The following is an 18567-nucleotide window of genomic DNA, read 5'->3' on the forward strand; positions in this document are numbered from 1 at the left end:
CTCCCTCGTGCTGGTGCTTCAGAAAGATGGTGTTGTCGCGCGCTCTCAATGCGCGCGAATCACTGCTCCTGGGCCGCTTCGGCCCGGGCAGTGCGAAGATCGAGGATTTCCTTCTCGAAGTCCTCGACGGACGAGAAGGACCTGTAGACGCTCGCGAAGCGCAGATAAGCGACCTCGTCGAGCTCGCGCAGGGGCCCCAGAATGGCCAGCCCCACCTCGTGGCTCGGGATTTCCGCACATCCCGTCGACCGGATCGACTCTTCCACCCGCTGTGCGAGCACCTGGAACGCGTCCTCGTCGACCGGGCGGCCCTGGCACGCCCTGCGCACGCCGACGACCACCTTGTCGCGGCTGAAGGGCTCCGTCACCCCGGAGCGCTTGACCACGGCGAGAACCGCTTCCTCGACCGTGGTGAACCTGCGGCTGCAGCTGTTGCAGGAGCGGCGACGACGGATCACCTGACCCTCGTCCACCTCACGGGAGTCGACCACCCGCGAGTCCGAATGGCGGCAGAACGGACACCGCACGCCACCTCACCCCTTCCCCCGCGCAGCATTCGTCGCAGTAACCACACTGGTCGGGTTACCCACAACCTGTGGACTACTTACAACGGTGCAACCACTAGATGTAGGGGTAGAACCTAGATCGACGCCTGCGGGGATGCAAGTCGACACGACGCGTCGGCCATCACCCGGTTGGCGGAACCGCGAATGATCAGCGGTGATTACGCAAAGACGCCCGCACATGACGCTGCGTTGACGTCACTGCGGGCGTGTCGGACACAAGATGTGGGGGCGCCTTACGGCGTGACCCCCATCTGCTGGAGGTAGAGCACCCCAAGGGCGACGACGGTCAGCGCGCTCAGCACGCCGACGGCGATGAGCTCCAGGGTGGACTCGCGCTTCGACCGGACGTCGCACGAGCTCGACTCGCGCGCGTCCGGGACGACAACCGGGTGCGGCTTGGTGGCGGGGCGCCTGGGCATGACGCGGGGACCCGAACGGAGTGGGCGGCCCGCTGCGACGTCCGCGTCTTCGACAACGCGCAACCGCTTCTCGACCAGAACCGCCATGACGCCCTCCATCGCAGGTCAAGCACCTCGATCGAACATGCGTTCTATCGAACGTCCGTGCGAATTTCTACCAGACCGCCTCCCGGGACGCCACAACACGCCGTCAAATACCTCGAACAGGTGTTTGATCTGCGCAGCAAACACGACTACCGTCGGGCAGGAAGATCGACGGAGGCCGGAATCCCATTCGAACTGGGGGCGGCGAGGAGGACAGCGACCGTGGCAGGCAAGACGATCGACCCAGACCCCGCTCTTGTCGAGCCGGCGGTGAGTGAGATCGCGGGCAACGCCGGTCTGACCCTGCGGCAGCGCAAGGTGCTCGACGTGATCCGCGACTGGGTCGACCGCTTCGGCTACCCGCCGAGCGTGCGGGAGATCGGTGAGGCCGTCGGCCTGACCTCGACCTCGTCGGTGGCCTACCAGCTGCGCGCGCTGGAGCGGAAGGGCTTCCTGCGCCGCGACCCGAACCGCCCGCGCGCGGTGGGGATGCTGCCCACCGAGATCGACGCCGGTCTCGACCCGATGTCCAAGCCGACGCCCGCGTACGTGCCGATGGTCGGCCGGATCGCGGCAGGTGGCCCGATCCTGGCCGAGGAGTCGATCGAGGACGTGTTCCCGCTGCCGCGCGAGATCGTCGGTGAGGGCGAGCTGTTCCTGCTGCGCGTCGTCGGCGACTCGATGATCGACGCCGCGATCACCGACGGCGACTGGGTCGTGATCCGCAAGCAGCCGACGGCCGACCAGGGCGAGATCGTGGCCGCCATGATCGACGGCGAGGCCACGGTGAAGACGTTCAAGCGCAAGGACGGCCACGTGTGGCTGATGCCGCACAACCCGGCCTACCAGCCGATCAACGGCGACGAGGCCACCATCCTCGGCAAGGTCGTCACCGTGCTGCGGCGGCTTCCCTAGCTGCTCGGGCTGTCTCCGCGGGCGCGCTTCTTCTTCTCGAAGAAGTCGAGCCATTTCTGCCGCGTGGCCTCCATGTCCACGACGACGAAGCTGAAGAACTGCCCCATGTCCTTGAGGCGTGCACCCACTGGCGTGCCGAGACCGAAGATCTCGGCACCGTCCAGTGCGGTGCGCGCCCAGGTGGAGTTGCGCTGGGCGCTCGACAGCCACGCCCGGTACCAGATGTCGTCGTCGAGGTAGTAGCGCATGCGCTTGCCGTCGCGCTCGGCGCGCAGCAGGTCGAGCTCCTGCAGGTGAGCGGTGGAGCGTGAGATCGTGCCCGGGCTGACCGACAGCCGCAGCACCAGCTCCGTCGCGGTCAGGCTGCCCCTGTCGCACATGAAGACCTCGGCGAGGATCCGCGCCGCCGTGCGCGTCAGCCCGGTCTGCCGGAACACCGCGACCAGCCGCAGGTGGAACTCCTGCACCTCGCCGGGGCTGCGGTCGAACGAGTAGGCCTCGTCGTCGACGTCCAGGTCGTCCACCGCCGGCATCCGGCGCATGGCCCGTTCGCTCGCGGCCCGGTGCGCGGCGCCCGGCAGGTAGTTGTTGTGGCCGCCGTTGCGCAGCACCTCGCGCTGGATCGTCGAGGCCGGCCTTTGCAACCGCCTGCCGATCTCGGAGTACCCCAGCCCGTCCCACAGCCATTGGGCGATGAGCTGCCGTTCCTCTTCATCCAGCCGTTTACCAGGCACGACCTCATCGTGCCTTGCCCTTCAAGCCATTGCAACGAGTCTTTTGACGACGTCCGCAAACGTTTTTAGCTTGAACGGGAGGGAAACGGACTCGGTGCAAGGGGGAGCAATGCCGCTCAGTCCGATGACGTACCCGGACGGGCACGTCGGCTGGCGCGCGCACGACCACGCGAGCGTGCGTGCCGTGCTCGCGGACCACCGGTTCAGCATCCGGCCGGACCTGATGCACAACCCGCTCGGGCCGGGCAGTCCCGGTGACGCGCCGCCGTCGCCGCCCGGTGCGTTCACCGACCACGACCCGCCAGAGCACACCCGCTACCGCGGCCGGCTGACCGGGCAGTTCACCGTGCGGCGGATGCGGTTGCTCGCGCAGCGGCTGGAGGAGATCACCGCGGCGCAGCTCGACGAGCTCGCGGGTGCGGGGTCGCTGGCGGACCTAGTCGAGCACGTTGCGTCGCCGGTGCCGGGGCTGATGATCTGCGAGCTGCTGGGCGTGCCCTACGAGCGGCGCGCCGAGTTCCAGCAGGACGCGGTGCTGCTGACCGGTGCCAGCGGCGCGGAGGCCGGTGAGGCCGAGGCGATGTTCGCGGCGTTCGAGCGGTTGCAGCGGTTCATGCTGGAGATGGTCGCGGCGAAGCGGGCCGCGCCGACCGACGACGTGCTCAGCGACCTGGTCAACTCCGAGGCCGACGGCGGAGCTGCCGACCCGCTCTCCGACGACGAGATGGCCACGATGGGCATGGCGTTGCTCGGAGGTGGACTCGACACGACGACGAACATGCTGTCGCTCGGCACGCTGGAGCTGCTGCGCGACCGGGCACGGGTCGACGCGATGCTCGCCGGTCCCGACGCCGCAGTCGAGGAGCTGCTGCGATATATCAGTCTGACGCCGGTGACCGTGCGCACGGCGTTGGAGGACGTCGAGCTCGACGGCGTGCTCGTGCGCAAGGGCGACACCGTCAAGGTCGAGCTGGGCTCCGCGAACCGCGACCCGGCGCGCTACGCCGATCCCGACGTCCTCGACCTGGCTCGCGGCTCGGCGGGACATGTCGCGTTCGGGCACGGCATCCACCAGTGCATCGGGCAGCACCTGGCGCGGGTCGAGCTGAGGATCGCGTTCCCCGCGTTGTTCACGCGGTTCCCGAAGCTCCGGCTCGCCGTCGCGGAGGAGGAGCTGCCGCACCGCGCGAGCTTGGTGATCGGCGGTTTGGAGCGGCTGCCCGTCGCCTGGGACTGAGCAGCTGATACACCGGTTCTCAGGCTCGGCGGCGCAGGCGCAGGCCGACGACGAGAGCGACGACGAGCACGATGCCGCCGAGGCTCAGCGCGAGCGGCCAGTTCTGCCACGACGAGCTCGTCGCGGTCTCCGCCGGCGACGCCTGCGGCTGGTCCGCGGCGGGTGCCGGGGCCGTCGTCGGCGGCGGCGGAGCTGATTTCGCCAGAGCGGCGGCGCCCGCGACCGCGCGGATCGGCGTGCCGGCGCCTTCCGAGGCGGAGAGCAGGGTGCCGTCGGGGTCGAAGGCGATGGCCTCGCCCTGCGGCTCGTTCGGCAGCGGCACGCGGACCGGGTCGCCGGACAGCGCCTTCACCAGGTCTCCGTCGGGGACCGGGTAGAGGTAGGCGTCGGTGTAGGTGCGCAGGGCGATGACGGAACCGTCGGCCGTCGACGCGGCACCCGTCACCAGGCGCGAGTCGAGGGTGCCCTCCAGCGGGCCGCCCGGCGTGTCGGTGGTCGACAGCGACACGCGCGCCACCTGCTCCAACGGCACCGATATATCAGTGCGCAGTGCTGCTGCCGGGCGGTAGACGAGCGCGGAGCCGAGCGGTTCCTTGGTGATGATGTACGGCGTGCCGGACTTGTCGAGGAGCAACGCCTCGGCGTCGTGCTTGCCGTCCGGGTACGTGAGGCGGAACCGCTCCACGGCACCTGTCGGTGAGACCTTGTGCAGGGCGACCGTGGAGCGGGTCTTGCCGTTGTCGCCGGTGTCGGACGCCCACAGGGTGCCGTCCGGCGCCATCGCCAGGTCCTCGACGTCGTAGGGGTCGACGGCCGCGGTGATCGTGCGCTTCACGACGCAGTCGCGGCCCATGACCTGGATGCGCAGCGTCCCGTTGTCGCTGTCGCTGACGGCGTAGAACTGCTTGCCGTCGGACGTGAGCCCGGAGAGCTCCTGCATGGCTACCGGGCACACGTCCACCGGTGGAGGCGGGAGGATCAAGCAGGTGACCCGTTCGTCGCGAACTCCTCAAGCACACCCGCGAGGTCCGGGCGCACGCGAGCGCTGAGCAACGTGCCCGACTCGGTGTGCTTCTCGGACAGCACCTCGCCGTCGCGGTGCACGCGGGCGACGACCTCGCCGCGCGCGTACGGCACGTGCGCCTCGACCACGACCTCGGGCCGCGGCATCAGCTCGGCGACGCGGACCTTCAGCTCCTCGATGCCCACGCCCGAGTGCGCCGACACGAACGACGCGTCCGGGAACAGGTGCCGCAGCCGGGCCAGGCCCAGGTCGCCCACCGCGTCGATCTTGTTGACGACCAGCAGCTCGCGCGGCATGGGCACGTCGTTGCGCTCGTTGATCTCGGCGAGCACCTCGCGCACCGCCTTGACCTGGCTCTCCGGCATGGCGTCGGAGCCGTCGACCACGTGCACGAGCAGGTCGGCCTGGCCGACCTCCTCCAGCGTGGAGCGGAACGCCTCGACCAGCTGGTGCGGCAGGTGCCGGACGAAGCCGACCGTGTCGGTCAGCGTGTACGGCAGGCCCTCGGGCGTCAGCGCGCGGCGCGTCGTCGGGTCGAGGGTGGCGAACAGCGCGTCCTCCACCAGGACACCGGCGCCCGTCAGCGCGTTGAGCAGCGACGACTTGCCCGCGTTCGTGTACCCGGCGATGGCGACGCTCGGGATCTCGTTCGCGGTGCGGCGGCCCCGCTTGGTCTCGCGGATGACGCCGATCGCGGCGATCTCGCGGCGCAGCTTCGAGATGCGCGCGCGGATCCGGCGGCGGTCGGTCTCGATCTTGGTCTCACCGGGACCGCGCAGACCCACGCCGCCGTTGCCGCCGCCGGCACGACCACCGGCCTGCCGGGACAGCGACTCACCCCAGCCGCGCAGCCGCGGCATCAGGTACTGCAGCTGGGCCAGCTCGACCTGCGCCTTGCCCTCCTTGGACTGCGCGTGCTGCGCGAAGATGTCCAGGATGAGCGCGGTGCGGTCGATGACCTTGACCTTGAGCTTCTCCTCCAGCTGCCGCAGCTGGCCGGGCGAGAGCTCACCGTCGCAGATCACCGTGTCCGCGCCGGTCGCCTGCACCACGTCGCGCAGCTCGGAGACCTTGCCGGAGCCGATGTACGTCGCCGCGTCCGGTTTGTCACGCCGTTGCACGACGCCTTCGAGGACCTCGGAACCCGCGGTCTCGGCGAGGCGCGCGAGCTCGGCCATCGAGGCGTCGGAGTCGGCGGCCGTGCCCTCGGTCCACACCCCGACGAGCACGACCCGCTCCAGGCGGAGCTGCCGGTACTCGACCTCGGTGATGTCCTCGAGTTCGGTGGACAACCCCGCGACACGGCGCAGCGCGGCGCGTTCGGCGCGTTCGAAGTCGCCCGTGGAGAGGTTCTCCTCTTCCCACGTCGAGTCGAACTCCGGGTCGAACTCTGTGCTCTGGATGTTTTCCGTCATTTGCCCTTCATCGTCCCATGGACCGTCAGTCCCCCGGATACACCGCGAGGTAGATCGCCACACGGGGAACGTCCGGTCTGACCGGTTGCGCGGCCAGCTCATCCATCAACGCTGCGAGCCGCTGCTTTAGTTCCTCGGGGTCGACGGTGACGACCAGACGGCTCTGATCCACGTCACTGAGCCCGATGTCGGCGACCTCGCCGAGGAAAGCGTGCAACATCGCCTCGCCGACGGCCACCATGTTTTCGCTGTTGTCGAGCTCCCGTGACAATCCGGTCGACCGGTAGGGGATCTCCTTCGCGCCCCGGTTGCCCGCGCGCGGGGGCATCGCCTCCATGAACCCGGCGGCGACGAGCTTGCGCACGTGGTGCAGCGTCGTGGCCGGGTCCTTGCCGAGGCGCTGCGCCAGCTCCTTGTTGGTGAGGGGGCGCTCGAACGTCATGCGGATCATCCGCAGCCGCAGGTCGGAGCTGAGCGCGGCGGCCTCCTCGCTCGTCGCGGGACGCCGGTCCTTGTAGAGGGGCACAGGCGCAGTCTAAGTGATTGACAGTTTCCAATCACTGGGCGCAGACTCGCCGCCATGACGCTTTGGGGGCATCGGGACTTCCGCAGGCTGTGGGCCGGCGACACGATCAGCCAGTTCGGGTCGACGATCGGCCTGACGGTGATCCCGCTGCTCGCGGCGGGGGTGCTGAACGCGACTCCGTTCGAGATGGGCCTGCTGGCGGCGGCGGGCACGATGGCGTTCCTGCTGATCGGGCTGCCCGCGGGCGTGTGGGTCGACCGGGTGCGCCGCAAGCCGTTGATGATCGCGATGGACATCGCCCGCGCCGTGCTCATGCTCAGCGTGCCGGTGGCGTGGTGGCTGGGCGTGCTCGACCTGCCGCAGCTGGTCGTCGTGAGCCTGGCGGTGGGCGTGTGCACGGTGTTCTTCGACGTGGCCTACCAGTCGTACCTGCCGTCGCTGGTGGGGCGCGACCAGCTCGTCGAGGGCAACTCGAAGCTGCAGGCCAGCATGTCGGTCGCGGAGGTCTCGGGGCCCGCGATCGGCGGGTACGTCGCGCAGTTCCTCGGCGCCGCCAACGGCGTGCTCGCGACCGGTGTGGGCTACCTGAGCTCGGCGTTCTTCCTGTTCCGGATCTCCGCGGTGGAGCCGGTGCCGCACCGGCACGCCACACCGAACCTGCGCCGCGAGGTCATGGAGGGGTTGCGGTTCGTCTTCGGCAACGTGAACCTGCGCGCGATCGTGGCCTGCACCGGCACGTCGAACTTCTTCCACGGCGTCCAGAACGCCGTGCTGGTCCTCTTCCTGCTGAACGTCGCTGGGCTCAGCGAGGGCACCGCGGGGCTGGTGCTGAGCGCGGGCGGCGTCGGCGGCGTGGCGGTGGCGTTCCGGCTGGGCACGGTGTTCGGGCAGGCCAGGATGATCTGGCTCGTGCCGGTGCTGACCTGGCCGTTCACCCTGGCGCTGCCGTTCGTCTCCGGCGGCTGGGGGCTCGTGCTGCCGATGGTGGGGCTCGCGATCTCGGTGTTCGGCGTCGTCGTCTACAACGTGGGCCAGGTGAGCTACCGGCAGGCGATCTGCCCCGACCACCTGCTGGGCCGGATGAACGCCTCGATCCGCTGGGTGGTGTGGGGTGCGACGCCGCTGGGCGCGCTCACCGGTGGTGCGCTCGGGTCGTGGATCGGCGTGGTGCCGACGCTGTGGGTCTCCTTGGTCGGCGCGGTGCTCGGGATGGTGTGGCTGCTGGTGTCGCCGCTGCGGTCTATGCGGGACCTGCCGGCCGCTACTAGCGTCGACGCCCATGGCTGACACGACGGTGCTGCGGGACGGTCTGCACTTCGGCGAGGGACCGCGGCGCGGCCCCGACGGTCGCCTGTACTACTCGGACTTCTACGCGGGCGAGGTGCACGCGCTCGACCTCGCGTCCGGTGCGGACGAGGTCGTCGTCGCCTTCGACGGCCAGCCGTCCGGGCTCGGCTGGCTGCCCGACGGCCGGCTGCTCGTCGTGTCGATGCTCGACCGCACCGTGCGGCGGTTGGAAGGCGACGACCTCGTCCTGCACGCCGATATATCGGATATCGCGAGCTACCACGCCAACGACATGCTCGTCGACGACGAGGGCCGCGCCTACGTGGGCAACTTCGGCTTCGACCTGCACGGGCTGATCGACGAGGTCGGCCTGCCGCGGTTGCTCGAACCGGACTTCGTCCCGCAGGGCGCGGCGCTCGCGCTGGTGCGGCCCGACGGGTCGGTCTCCGCCGCCGCCGAGGACCTCAAGTTCCCGAACGGCATGGCGCTGCTGCCCGACCCGACCGGTGAGTCGGAGAGCGGCAACATCCTCGTCGTCGCGGAGACCGTTGCGTTCAAGCTCACTTCGTTTGCGGTCGACCGCAACGGATCGTTGCACAACCGCGGGACGTGGGCGGAGGTGGCGGAGCTCGGCATCGCGCCCGACGGCATCGCCGGCGACGGGGACGGCGTGTGGGTGGCGCCGTCGGTGCAACCGGCGGTGTTCCGGGTGACCGAGGGCGGCACGGTCACGCACCGGGTGGAGACGACGCAGAACTGCTTCGCCGTCGCCGTCGTCGGCGACAAGCTCGTCTGCCTCACCGCACCCGACTCGCACCCGAACGTGGTCAGGGCGGAACGGCTCGGCCGGGTCGAGGTCTGCGACCTGAGGTGAACCGGAACTGATATATCGGATATCGCCCTAGGCGAGGGCGTCCCACCACGACTTGTCGAGCTCACCGCGTGCCACGAACACCGCGGGACCGGTGAGTGTCGACGTCGTCGGCTCGATCGTGACGGTGACCTGGCCGCCGAGGACGTCGACGGTGGCCGAGCCGGTCGTCCTGCCCTGACCGGCGAGCCACGACGCGACGGCCGCGACGGTGCCGGTGCCGCAGGAGCGGGTCTCGCCGACGCCGCGTTCGTGGACGCGCATCTTCAGCGCACCGCGGGTGGTGCCGCCGGAGCCGGCGTCGAGGACGTTGACCAGCTCGACGTTGACGCCGTGCGGGAACATCACCGGGTCGTGGCCGGGCGGGACGGTGAGGTCGAAGCCGTCGACCGGGACGTCGGTGACGCAGGCGAGGTGCGGGTTGCCGACGTCGACCGCGAAGCCGCCGATGCCGTGGCCGTCGACCGCGGCGATGGAGGTGCCGGTGACGCGCGCCGGGCCCATGTCGTTGGTGACCGAGCCGTCCGGGTGCGTGGTCACGGTCCGGTCCCCCGCCCGCGTGGCGACGACGAACGTGCCCTGCGGCTGGTGGCCTGCGTCGACCAGGTAGCGGGCGAAGACGCGCAGGCCGTTGCCGCACATCTCGGCAATGGAGCCGTCGGCGTTGCGGTAGTCCATGAACCACTGGCCGTCGGTCCGCACGACGCGCAGCACGCCGTCCGCGCCGAGGCCGCGCTGCCGGTCGCACAGCGCCTGCACGCGCGCCACCGTCAGGTCCAGCCGGTCGTCGAGGTCGGGCAGGACGACGAAGTCGTTCTCCGTGCCGTGCCCCTTCAGGAACTCCACGGCACCAGGTTACCGGCGGCCGCCACCAGGTCGGGGCGCGCACCGTCCAACCAGGTGATGCGCTGGTCGCGCCGGAACCAGGACCGCTGCCTGCGCACGAACCGGCGGGTGGCGCGCTTGGTCTCCTCGGCGGCGAAGTCGATCGTGCAGGCTCCGTCCATCGCGGACAGCACCTGCTGGTAGCCCAGCGCCCGCGAGGCGGTCCTGCCGTCGCGCAGGCCGAGCTTCACCAGCGCGCGGACCTCGTCCTCCAGGCCCGCCTCGAACATCAGGTCCACCCGCCGGTCCACGCGCGCGTCCAGTTCGGACACCTCGCGGTCAATGCCGATCTGGACGGTGCCGTAGCGGGCGGGACCGGGCTTGGGCAGGTTCGCCGAGAACGGCTGGCCGGTGAGCTCGATGACCTCCAGCGCGCGCACGATGCGGCGGCCGTTCGACGGCAGGATCGCGATCGCGGCGACCGGGTCCAGCTCCCGCAGGCGCCGGTGCAGCACCTCGGGGCCGGCCGAGGCGAGCTCGGCCTCGAACCGCTCGCGCACGGCGTCGTCGGTGCCGGGGAACTTCAGGTCGTCGAGCACGGCCTGCACGTACAGCCCCGAGCCGCCGACGAGGACCGGCGGGCGTCCGGCGGCCAGGAGGCGTTCGACCACGGCGCGGGTCTCGCGCTGGTAGGCGGCGACGGAGGCGGTCTCGGTCACGTCGAGCACGTCGAGCAGGTGGTGCGGGACGCCGCGGCGGTCGGCGAGGGGCATCTTGGCCGTGCCGATGTCCATGCCGCGGTAGAGCTGCAGGGCGTCGGCGTTGACGACCTCTCCCCCGAACCGCTCGGCGAGGGCGACGGCCAGGTCGGACTTGCCGGTCGCGGTGGGGCCGACGACGGCGATCGGACTGATCACGGGCGCTCCCAGACTGCGACGTGGTAGCCCACGCCGAACGGTGCGAAGAACTCGGCGCTCGCGCAGCGCCACGGACCGGGCACGCCGGCGAGGACCTGCCACGCCGCGCGGCCCTGCGCGCCCAGCTCGCGGGCGAGGCCGGGGGCGAGTGCGAGCAGGCCGGCGGTGTCCGCGGCGGCCAGCAGGCGGTGGACGTGCTCGTCGAACGGTCCCGAACGCTCGTCGTCCGAACCGGGTGAGCGCGGGCCGTGACGGGTGGAGCCGTCGCCGAGGACGAGCAGACCGCACTCCTCGTCCGCGAGCTGCCGTCCGAACGAGACGCAGTCGGCCGCGGACCAGCCGGGCGGGACGAGCTCGACGCGTGACACCTCGACCGCGCAGCGTTCCCTCAGCCACGCGGTGACCAGCACCGGCAGCGGCAGCCGGGGGTCGGCGGGAGCATCACCCCCGAGGGTCACCGGCACGTCGACCCCGTAGCCGAGAAAAGTTCCCGACAGCGGCGGCCGGTACGTCGCCCGGCCACCGGCGTCGACCGCGACAGCGATCCACGGACCAGGCAACTTCCCTGCCGCGGCAACGGTTGCGGCTCGCACGGGGGCGGTTTCTGCGGCGGCTCCGGCGACCAGTTCTGGCACCAGAAGCGGCGGGTGCGGCACCACCGCGGCACGGGTGATCACGACGAACCAGGCTACCTATCGTGGACTCCCAGTACCGAGTCGAGCCCTGACCTGTTTGAATGCGCGCGGGGAACTGGGGACGGGAGACCCTCCAGCGCCCGTATTGCATCGGCCCCGCCGCTGGCGGGGCGCTCGTGGCTGGCACGGGCGTCAGATGGGAGGAACCGGCGATGTCGGAGCAGGACAGCACACCGGAGACCGTCGCGGTCGCGACCGAGGTCGAGACCGTCACCGAGGTCGAGGGTGGAGTCGAGGAAACGCCGAAGGAGACCGCGGCGGCAACGCCTCCGGCCGTCCCCGTGGCGTCGGACCACCCTGACCGCTGGGGGCGCGTGGACGCCGACGGCACCGTTTACGTGAAGACCGAGGACGGCGAGCGCGCCGTCGGGTCGTGGCAGGCGGGCGAGCCGGTCGAGGGCCTCGCGCACTTCGCGCGCCGGTTCGACGACCTGCGCACCGAGGTCGAGCTGCTGGTGACGCGGCTCGCGTCCGGTGCCGGCGACCCGAAGCACGCCCTGACCAGCGCGAAGCACGTCAAGGAGCAGCTCGCCGAAGCCGCGGTGGTCGGCGACCTGAAGGCGCTGGCCGCCCGCGTCGAGCACGTGCTGGAGCGGGCCGAGGCGGGCATGGAGAAGGCGAAGGAGGCCAAGGAGGCCGCCCGCGCCCAGTCCGTCGCGCGCAAGCAGGCGCTGGTCGACGAGGCCGAGTCGATCGCGAACGAGTCGACCCAGTGGAAGGTCGCCGGCGACCGGCTGCGCCAGATCCTCGACGAGTGGAAGACCATCCGCGGCGTCGACCGCAAGACCGACGAGCAGCTGTGGCGCCGGTTCTCGAAGGCCCGTGACGCGTTCAACCGCCGTCGCGGCTCGCACTTCGCGGACCTCGACCGGCAGCGTTCGGTGGCGAAGTCCTCCAAGCAGTCCCTCGTCGAGGAGGCGGAGAAGCTCGTCGACTCCGACGACTGGGGTGCCACGGCCGGTCGCTACAAGGAGCTCATGGTCGAGTGGAAGGCCGCCGGGCGTGCGCCCAAGGAGGCCGACGACGCGCTGTGGCAGCGCTTCCGCGCCGCGCAGGACGCGTTCTTCCAGAAGCGCTCCGAGGCCTTCAGCGAGCGGGACGCCGAGTTCACGGCCAACGCGAAGCTGAAGGAGGAGCTGCTCGCCGAGGCCGAGACGATCGACCCGTCGGGCGACCTCGAGGCGGCCAGGGCACACCTGTACAAGATCCAGGAGCGCTGGGACGCCATCGGCAAGGTGCCGCGCGAGCGGATCCGCGAGCTCGAGGGCAAGCTGCGCTCGATCGAGGAGAGGGTGCGCGGCGCGGTCGACGCCCAGTGGCGTCGCTCCGACCCCGAGGCCGAGGCCCGCGTGGCGCAGTTCCGCGAGCGCGTGGAGCAGTTCGAGGCGCAGGCCGCCAAGGCCCGTGCCGCGGGCGACAAGCGCCGCACCGAGCAGGCAGAGGCGCAGGCCGCGCAGTGGCGTGAGTGGCTGGCCGCGGCTGAGCAGGCGCTGGCGACCCGCTAGTCAGGTTTGACGCACCGAGGGGCCCCTCCCACGTGGGAGGGGCCCCTCGGTGCGTTCAGCGGGCAATTCGCCAGCGTTGGCTCGCGTCGTCGAGGCACTCTCCCGCCTCCGCGTTCACCTTCAAGGCAAGAGGAAGCCGGGACCGTGCACCCGCTCAGAGCTGCGGCGGGCGGGACGCGGCCATCCGCAGCCACTTCACCAGCAGCACCAGCACGGCGACGACGGCGATGGTCAGGCCGAGGCCCGGACCGGGGCCGATCGTCTTGTTGCTGGTGGTGGTCTGCTGGGTCCAGATCGACAGCACACCGGTGACCGACGCCGCGAACAGGCCCAGCGAGCACACCCACGCGAGCGTCCAGCGGCGCACGGCGAGCGTGAGGCCGGAGCCGACCACGCCGACGCCGAGGGCGAGGAACGCGAACAGGCGCGGCAGGAACGTCTCGGACTCGCCCAGCACGACCTGCAGGCCGGTGTGCTCGCCGACCCACGGCAGGATCAGCGAGACGAGCAGGGCGAGCACCGCGATGGAGATCGTCAGCGCTCCGGTGCCGGGGTCGATGCGGCGGGCGGCGGTGCGTTCCACCTCGTCGATCTCCCTGCGCAGGTACTCCTCGTCGCTCACTGGGCAGCACATCCCGACACGGCGACGGGCAGCGGGGCCGGCTTGCCGAACGACGGCAGGCCCAGGCCGACGCCCTGGGTCTTGGGCTTGAGGCCCGCCTCCGACCGGTCACCCGCCCTGGTGCGGCGCCACGACAGCGGTTCGCCGTCGGCGACCAGGTAGTGCGGGGCGGCGTAGGTGACGACGGTCTCGACGACGTCACCGGGGCGCGGTGCGGTGGTGCCGGGCGTGAAGTGCACGAGCCGGCCGTCGCGGGCGCGGCCGCTCATGCGGTGGGTCTCGGCGTCGCGCTTGCCCTCACCGGTGGCGACCAGGACCTCGACGGTGCGGCCGAGCTGCTCGGTGTTGAGCGAGTGGGTCATCTCGTTCTGCATGGCGACGAGGCGGTCGAAGCGTTCCTGCACGACGGCCTTCGGCAGCTGGTCGGGCAGGTCGGCGGCCGGGGTGCCGGGGCGCTTCGAGTACTGGAACGTGAACGCGGAGGAGAACCTGGCCCGGCGCACCACGTCGAGGGTGCCCTGGAAGTCCTCCTCGGTCTCGCCGGGGAAGCCCACGATGATGTCCGTGGTGATCGCGGCGTCCGGCATGGCTGCGCGGACCTTCTCGATGATGCCGAGGTACTTCTCGGTGCGGTACGAGCGGCGCATCGCCTTCAGCACCCGGTCCGAACCGGACTGCAGCGGCATGTGCAGCTGGTGGCACACGTTCGGCGTCTCGGCCATGGCGGCGATGACGTCGTCGGTGAAGTCCTTGGGGTGCGGCGAGGTGAAGCGCACCCGTTCGAGGCCGTCGATCTCGCCGCAGGCGCGCAGCAGCTTGCCGAACGCGAACCGGTCGCCGAACTCGACGCCGTAGGAGTTGACGTTCTGCCCCAGCAGCGTCACCTCCAGCACGCCTTCGTCGACCAGCGTCTGCACCTCGGCGAGCACGTCGCCGGGACTGCGGTCCTTCTCCTTGCCGCGCAACGACGGCACGATGCAGAACGTGCAGGTGTTGTTGCAGCCCACCGAGATCGACACCCAGCCCGAGTAGGCGGAGTCGCGGGCGGCCGGCAGCGCCGACGGGAACGTCTCCAGCGCGTCGAGGATCTCGACCTGCGCCTCCGAGTTGTGGCGGGCGCGTTCGAGCAGCACCGGCAGCGAGCCGATGTTGTGCGTGCCGAACACGACGTCCACCCACGGGGCGCGCCGCACGATCTCGCTGCGGTCCTTCTGCGCCAGGCAGCCGCCGACGGCGATCTGCATGCCGGGCTTGGCCGCCTTCTGCGGGGCCAGGTGCCCGAGGGTGCCGTAGAGCTTGTTGTCGGCGTTCTCGCGCACCGCGCAGGTGTTGAAGACGACGACGTCGGCCTGCTGGTCCTCAGCGGCCCGCTCGTACCCGGCGTCCTCCAGCAGACCGGCGAGCCGCTCGGAGTCGTGCACGTTCATCTGACACCCGAACGTGCGGATCTGGAAGGTCTTCTGAACCTGCACCGTGCTCACACCGACACGATAACGCCTGGTCAGCAGCCCCTCTCCGGCGGACCGGGCGCGCGGGCGCCCACGTCCGCCCTGACCAGGGGTTACCCGTTGACCACCGGTGAGCTGGTGAGACGGCTACCAACCTTTCGTCGGGTGCAGGCGGCGAACGTCCGCGTGGCACGATGCGCTGGTGCTGGGACGAGTGCATGCCGCCGTGAGCCTGCTGGCCGCCGCAACGGTCCTGACGGGCTGCAGCAGCACGCTCGAGGACGTCAAGATCACGATGGCGACCGGCCCGCAGGGCGGCGTCTACTACTCCCTGGGCAACGGCCTGGCCGACGCCTGGAGCGGGCGGCTGGGCATCGCGCGGCCGCAGGTCGTGGTGACGAACGGGTCGAAGGACAACGTGCTGCGCCTGGTCAACAACCAGGCGCAGGTCGGGTTCTCGCAGGCAGACGCCATCGAGGACGTGCCGGGCGGGTCGAAGCTGCGGGCGCTGGCCCGGATGCACGACGACTACCTGCAGGTGATCGTGCGGGCCGACCTGCCGGTGACGCGGTTCGCCGACCTGGCCGGGCTGCGGGTGTCGATCGGCGCCAGGGAGTCGGGTGTCGAGATCATCGCGAACAGCCTGCTGAAGGCGACGAACGTGAAGCCGCAGCAGCAGCTGAACCTCGGCCTGGACGCCTCGGCGGACGCGATGCGGGAGGGCAGGCTCGACGCGTTCTTCTGGTCCGGCGGCCTGCCGACCGGGAGCATCACGCGGCTCACCAGGGACCTCCAGGTGCGGATGCTCGACCTGAAGGACGTGCTGTCGTCGTTCCGCGAGCAGTACCCCGCCTACGGCTCGGCGACGCTGCCCGCGTCCATCTACAACCTGCCGTCCGGCCCGGTCATCACGCTCGTGGTGCGCAACTTCCTGCTCGTCACCGAATCCATGCCCGACGACGTGGCCGAGGCGCTGGTCCGGCAGTTGTTCGAGGCGCAGCCGGACCTGGTGAAGGCGCATTCGGCGGCGCGCACGATAGAGCAGCGGTCGGCGATCGAGACGTCGCCGGTGCAGCTGCACCCCGGTGCGGTCCGGTACTACCGCGACTTCAAGGTCTGAGCAGCAGCAACGCAGCTCCGCGATATCCAATATCCGATGTTCTAAATATTGGATATCGGATATCAGCTGCCCGTATATCGGATATCAGATGGCCGGTAGCTCGATCACGACCTTCAAGCCGCCGTCCTCTGGCGACTCCAGGCGGACGGTGCCGTTCACGCGTTCGACCACCAGCCGGACGATCGACAGCCCCAGACCGGAGCCGGGAACGTTCTGGTGGGCGGGGCTGCGCCAGAACCGGTCGGTCGCCCGGTCCAGTTCGTCGGGCTGCAACCCGGGGCCGTGGTCGGCCACCGACAGGCGGACGACGTCGCCTTCCTTGCGGACGTCGACGATGACGAGCGTGCCCTCCGGGGTGAACTTGAGGGCGTTGTCGAGCAGCGCGTCGAGCACCGTCTCGACGCCGCGCGGCGGGGCGAGGGCCATGCCGACGGGCTGGCCGTCGAGCACGAGGTGCACCTCCTTCGCGGCCGCGGCGGCCTGCCACGCGGACAGCCGGGCGGCCACGGACCTGTCGACGTCGACCGGCACCGGGTCCACCGAGCTCGACTCGGTGCGGGCCATGGCGAGCAGCTCGTCGAGGATGCGGTTGAGCCGGTCGGTCTCGCTCAGCGCCTCGACCTGGTGCACCTCGGCCTCGGCGTCGACGTGTCCCTCCAGGTTGGACAGTCGCAGCTTCAGCGCGGTCAACGGGTTGCGCAGCTGGTGCGAGGCGTCGGCGACGAAGGCGCGTTGCGCGGCGAGCACATCGCTGACGTTCGCGGCCATCTGGTCGAACGACCGGCTGAGCTGGCGCAGCTCCGGCGGACCGCTCTCGGCCCCCACCGGCGGCACCGGGCGGCCGGCCACGACGGCGGCGAGGAGCTTGCCGGTGGCGTCGTCGAGGGCCTGCACCGGGCGCAGCGTCCAGCGGACCACGGGCAGCGCCAGCAGCACCGCGAGCGCCAGCACCAGCAGGCTCGCCGCGAGCAGCAACGCCCACCAGGCCAGGATCTCGAAGCGGGTCTTCGACGTCGGCGAGAACGTGATCACCGCCCCGCGCACCTCGCCGTCGACCAGCACCGGCTCGGCGAGCACCACCTGGGTGTCGCTCCACGGCATGAAGAACGGCGGCGCCACCGGCAACCGGCCCGCCAGCGCCTTGCCGATCAGCTCCTGCACCGCCGGGTCGCCCAGCGCGAGGTCGTTGCGCGAGGCCACCAACGGCACCGTCGGCGCGTCACGGGCGACGACCGCGACGCCGATGCCGTAGATGTCGTCGTAGCGCTGGAGCTCGGGCAGCATCAGGTGCGGCCGGTCGTCGATCAGCGGTCCCTGCGCGAGCGAGGCGAACCGGCTGGTGTCGGTCAGCCGGTCGAGGAACATCTCCTGCTGCTCCGCGGTCGCCACGCCACGGCCCAGCGGCACGCCGAGACCGACGAGCACCAGCACGATCAGGGCGAGCACCACGCCCAGCAGTCGAGACCTCACGGTGGGTCACCCAACCGCGACGGGACGCACCCGCGAAAGGCGCGGCGACCCAGATCACACCAACTCACGCGCTCACGACACCTGACCCAGCCGGTACCCGACCCCGCGCACGGTCTCGAGCAGCGCGGGCCGGCCCAGCTTGGTGCGCAACGTCGCGACGTGCACGTCCAGTGTCCTGTTCGCACCCGACCACGTCCGTCCCCACACCTCGGCGAGGATCCGCTCCCGCGTGCACACCGCCCCGCCGGCCGCCATGACGAGCGCGAGCACCTGGAACTCCTTGCGCGAAAGAGCCACGGATTCACCCGCCACGGTGACCTCGTGGCGGCCCAGGTCGACGCGGACGTCGCCGGTCTCGAACACCTCCGTCGACGACGAGCCGGGCGCGACCGGGTCGGCACCGCGGCGGCGCCGCACCGCGTGCACCCGCGCGACCAGCTCCCCCACGTCGTAGGGCTTGACCAGGTAGTCGTCGGCCCCCGCGTGCAGGCCGAGGATGCGGTCGTCGATCTCCCCGCGGGCGGACACCACGATGATCGCCACGTCCGAGGCCGCTCTGATGGCACGGCACAGCGTCACGCCGTCCATGTCGGGCAGGCCCAGGTCGAGCAGCACCACGTCGACGCCCGCGAGACGGTCGAGGGTGCCGCGGCCGGTGGCCTGCCGGTCCACGTGGAAACCCCGTCTGGTCAGGGCCGGTACCAGCGCCTCCGCGACCCGGTCGTCGTCTTCGACCAGCAGCACGCGCACTTTCGCTACCTCCCGGGCAACCGATGTCTGCCTGTGACAGAGTTGAGACCCTAAGTCTTGCTCAATGCCCTGGACTGCTGTGGTGGCGGACACCTAGGTTTCCGCCAACGCCGACGACCCCTCATGGAGGACTGGAT

General features: G+C 70.7%; 19 protein-coding genes. 6 read left to right on the plus strand and 13 right to left on the minus strand.

Annotated features, from left to right (window positions below; genetic code table 11):
- Positions 1–59: 59 nt before the first annotated feature.
- A complete protein-coding gene (gene nrdR / locus ACZ7CH_RS35735; RefSeq protein ID WP_065913411.1) occupies positions 60–527 on the minus strand; it encodes a transcriptional regulator NrdR in 468 nt (155 codons plus the stop codon).
- Positions 528–799: 272 nt separating this feature from the next.
- Complete coding sequence (locus ACZ7CH_RS35740; RefSeq protein ID WP_470375965.1) at positions 800–1072, minus strand: hypothetical protein; 273 nt, start codon at positions 1070–1072, stop codon at positions 800–802.
- 234 nt (positions 1073–1306) lie between these two features.
- On the opposite strand from ACZ7CH_RS35740, the gene lexA reads away from it, so the two are divergent.
- Positions 1307–1984 (plus strand): transcriptional repressor LexA, encoded by a 678-nt coding sequence (lexA, locus tag ACZ7CH_RS35745; protein ID WP_360398604.1) that lies wholly within the window; start codon positions 1307–1309, stop codon positions 1982–1984.
- Here the strand turns inward: lexA and ACZ7CH_RS35750 are convergent.
- Positions 1981–2718: a GbsR/MarR family transcriptional regulator gene (locus tag ACZ7CH_RS35750; RefSeq protein ID WP_470375966.1), complete on the minus strand. Its 738-nt coding sequence runs from the start codon at positions 2716–2718 to the stop codon at positions 1981–1983. The two genes, lexA and ACZ7CH_RS35750, sit on opposite strands and share 4 nt — an antisense overlap.
- A gap of 109 nt (positions 2719–2827) precedes the next feature.
- Between ACZ7CH_RS35750 and ACZ7CH_RS35755 the strand changes: the two genes are divergently transcribed.
- Positions 2828–3955, plus strand: coding sequence for a cytochrome P450 (locus ACZ7CH_RS35755; RefSeq protein WP_470375967.1), 1128 nt, complete (start codon positions 2828–2830; stop codon positions 3953–3955).
- A gap of 19 nt (positions 3956–3974) precedes the next feature.
- Here the strand turns inward: ACZ7CH_RS35755 and ACZ7CH_RS35760 are convergent, their stop codons facing one another.
- The 3 genes from ACZ7CH_RS35760 to ACZ7CH_RS35770 are packed head-to-tail and all read right to left on the minus strand — an operon-like array spanning position 3975 to position 6920.
- Entirely contained in the window at positions 3975–4895 is a 921-nt protein-coding gene (locus tag ACZ7CH_RS35760; protein WP_470375968.1) for an SdiA-regulated/phytase-like domain-containing protein, read from the minus strand.
- Between the two features lie 38 nt (positions 4896–4933).
- The gene (gene hflX / locus ACZ7CH_RS35765; RefSeq protein ID WP_360398460.1) at positions 4934–6394 is read right to left on the minus strand and encodes a GTPase HflX; all 1461 of its coding nucleotides are present in this window, start codon (positions 6392–6394) and stop codon (positions 4934–4936) included.
- A 25-nt stretch (positions 6395–6419) separates the two neighbouring features.
- A complete protein-coding gene (locus tag ACZ7CH_RS35770) occupies positions 6420–6920 on the minus strand; it encodes an ArsR/SmtB family transcription factor (RefSeq protein WP_360398462.1) in 501 nt (166 codons plus the stop codon).
- Positions 6921–6974: 54 nt separating this feature from the next.
- Between ACZ7CH_RS35770 and ACZ7CH_RS35775 the strand changes: the two genes are divergently transcribed.
- Both ACZ7CH_RS35775 and ACZ7CH_RS35780 read left to right on the plus strand, forming a co-directional pair.
- The gene (locus ACZ7CH_RS35775) at positions 6975–8207 is read left to right on the plus strand and encodes an MFS transporter (RefSeq protein ID WP_470375969.1); all 1233 of its coding nucleotides are present in this window, start codon (positions 6975–6977) and stop codon (positions 8205–8207) included.
- A complete protein-coding gene (locus ACZ7CH_RS35780; protein WP_360398466.1) occupies positions 8200–9081 on the plus strand; it encodes an SMP-30/gluconolactonase/LRE family protein in 882 nt (293 codons plus the stop codon). The genes ACZ7CH_RS35775 and ACZ7CH_RS35780 overlap by 8 nt, the downstream gene beginning before the upstream one ends.
- Positions 9082–9108: 27 nt before the next feature.
- Here ACZ7CH_RS35780 and dapF read toward each other — a convergent pair whose 3' ends face one another.
- Genes dapF through ACZ7CH_RS35795 form a run of 3 tightly spaced genes read right to left on the minus strand, consistent with a single transcriptional unit; the run spans position 9109 to position 11497 of the window.
- Positions 9109–9924: a diaminopimelate epimerase gene (dapF, locus tag ACZ7CH_RS35785; protein ID WP_458433728.1), complete on the minus strand. Its 816-nt coding sequence runs from the start codon at positions 9922–9924 to the stop codon at positions 9109–9111.
- Positions 9912–10820: a tRNA (adenosine(37)-N6)-dimethylallyltransferase MiaA gene (miaA, locus tag ACZ7CH_RS35790; protein ID WP_470372221.1), complete on the minus strand. Its 909-nt coding sequence runs from the start codon at positions 10818–10820 to the stop codon at positions 9912–9914. The genes dapF and miaA overlap by 13 nt, the downstream gene beginning before the upstream one ends.
- Entirely contained in the window at positions 10817–11497 is a 681-nt protein-coding gene (locus tag ACZ7CH_RS35795) for a class III extradiol dioxygenase subunit B-like domain-containing protein (protein WP_470375970.1), read from the minus strand. The genes miaA and ACZ7CH_RS35795 overlap by 4 nt, the downstream gene beginning before the upstream one ends.
- 170 nt (positions 11498–11667) lie before the next feature.
- On the opposite strand from ACZ7CH_RS35795, the gene ACZ7CH_RS35800 reads away from it, so the two are divergent.
- Positions 11668–13020: a DUF349 domain-containing protein gene (locus ACZ7CH_RS35800; protein ID WP_360398474.1), complete on the plus strand. Its 1353-nt coding sequence runs from the start codon at positions 11668–11670 to the stop codon at positions 13018–13020.
- 154 nt (positions 13021–13174) lie between these two features.
- On the opposite strand, the gene ACZ7CH_RS35805 is transcribed toward ACZ7CH_RS35800, so the two are convergent.
- Both ACZ7CH_RS35805 and miaB read right to left on the minus strand, forming a co-directional pair.
- The gene (locus ACZ7CH_RS35805) at positions 13175–13642 is read right to left on the minus strand and encodes an Rv2732c family membrane protein (protein WP_360398476.1); all 468 of its coding nucleotides are present in this window, start codon (positions 13640–13642) and stop codon (positions 13175–13177) included.
- Positions 13639–15123 carry a tRNA (N6-isopentenyl adenosine(37)-C2)-methylthiotransferase MiaB gene (gene miaB / locus ACZ7CH_RS35810; protein ID WP_470375971.1) on the minus strand — a complete coding sequence of 495 codons (1485 nt, stop codon included), beginning with the start codon at positions 15121–15123 and terminating at the stop codon, positions 13639–13641. Before miaB ends, ACZ7CH_RS35805 begins: the two co-directional genes overlap by 4 nt.
- A 169-nt stretch (positions 15124–15292) precedes the next feature.
- Here miaB and ACZ7CH_RS35815 point away from each other — a divergent pair, with 169 nt between their 5' ends.
- On the plus strand, positions 15293–16210 hold the full coding sequence (locus ACZ7CH_RS35815) for a TAXI family TRAP transporter solute-binding subunit (RefSeq protein ID WP_360398478.1): 918 nt from the start codon (positions 15293–15295) through the stop codon (positions 16208–16210).
- Between the two features lie 84 nt (positions 16211–16294).
- On the opposite strand, the gene ACZ7CH_RS35820 is transcribed toward ACZ7CH_RS35815, so the two are convergent.
- Together ACZ7CH_RS35820 and ACZ7CH_RS35825 are read right to left on the minus strand one after the other, a co-directional pair.
- Positions 16295–17680: a sensor histidine kinase gene (locus tag ACZ7CH_RS35820; protein WP_360398480.1), complete on the minus strand. Its 1386-nt coding sequence runs from the start codon at positions 17678–17680 to the stop codon at positions 16295–16297.
- A 72-nt stretch (positions 17681–17752) separates the two neighbouring features.
- Entirely contained in the window at positions 17753–18430 is a 678-nt protein-coding gene (locus tag ACZ7CH_RS35825) for a response regulator transcription factor (RefSeq protein ID WP_065913426.1), read from the minus strand.
- Positions 18431–18567 lie beyond the last annotated feature (137 nt).

The sequence above is a fragment of the Lentzea sp. NPDC037011 genome, assembly GCF_055607425.1.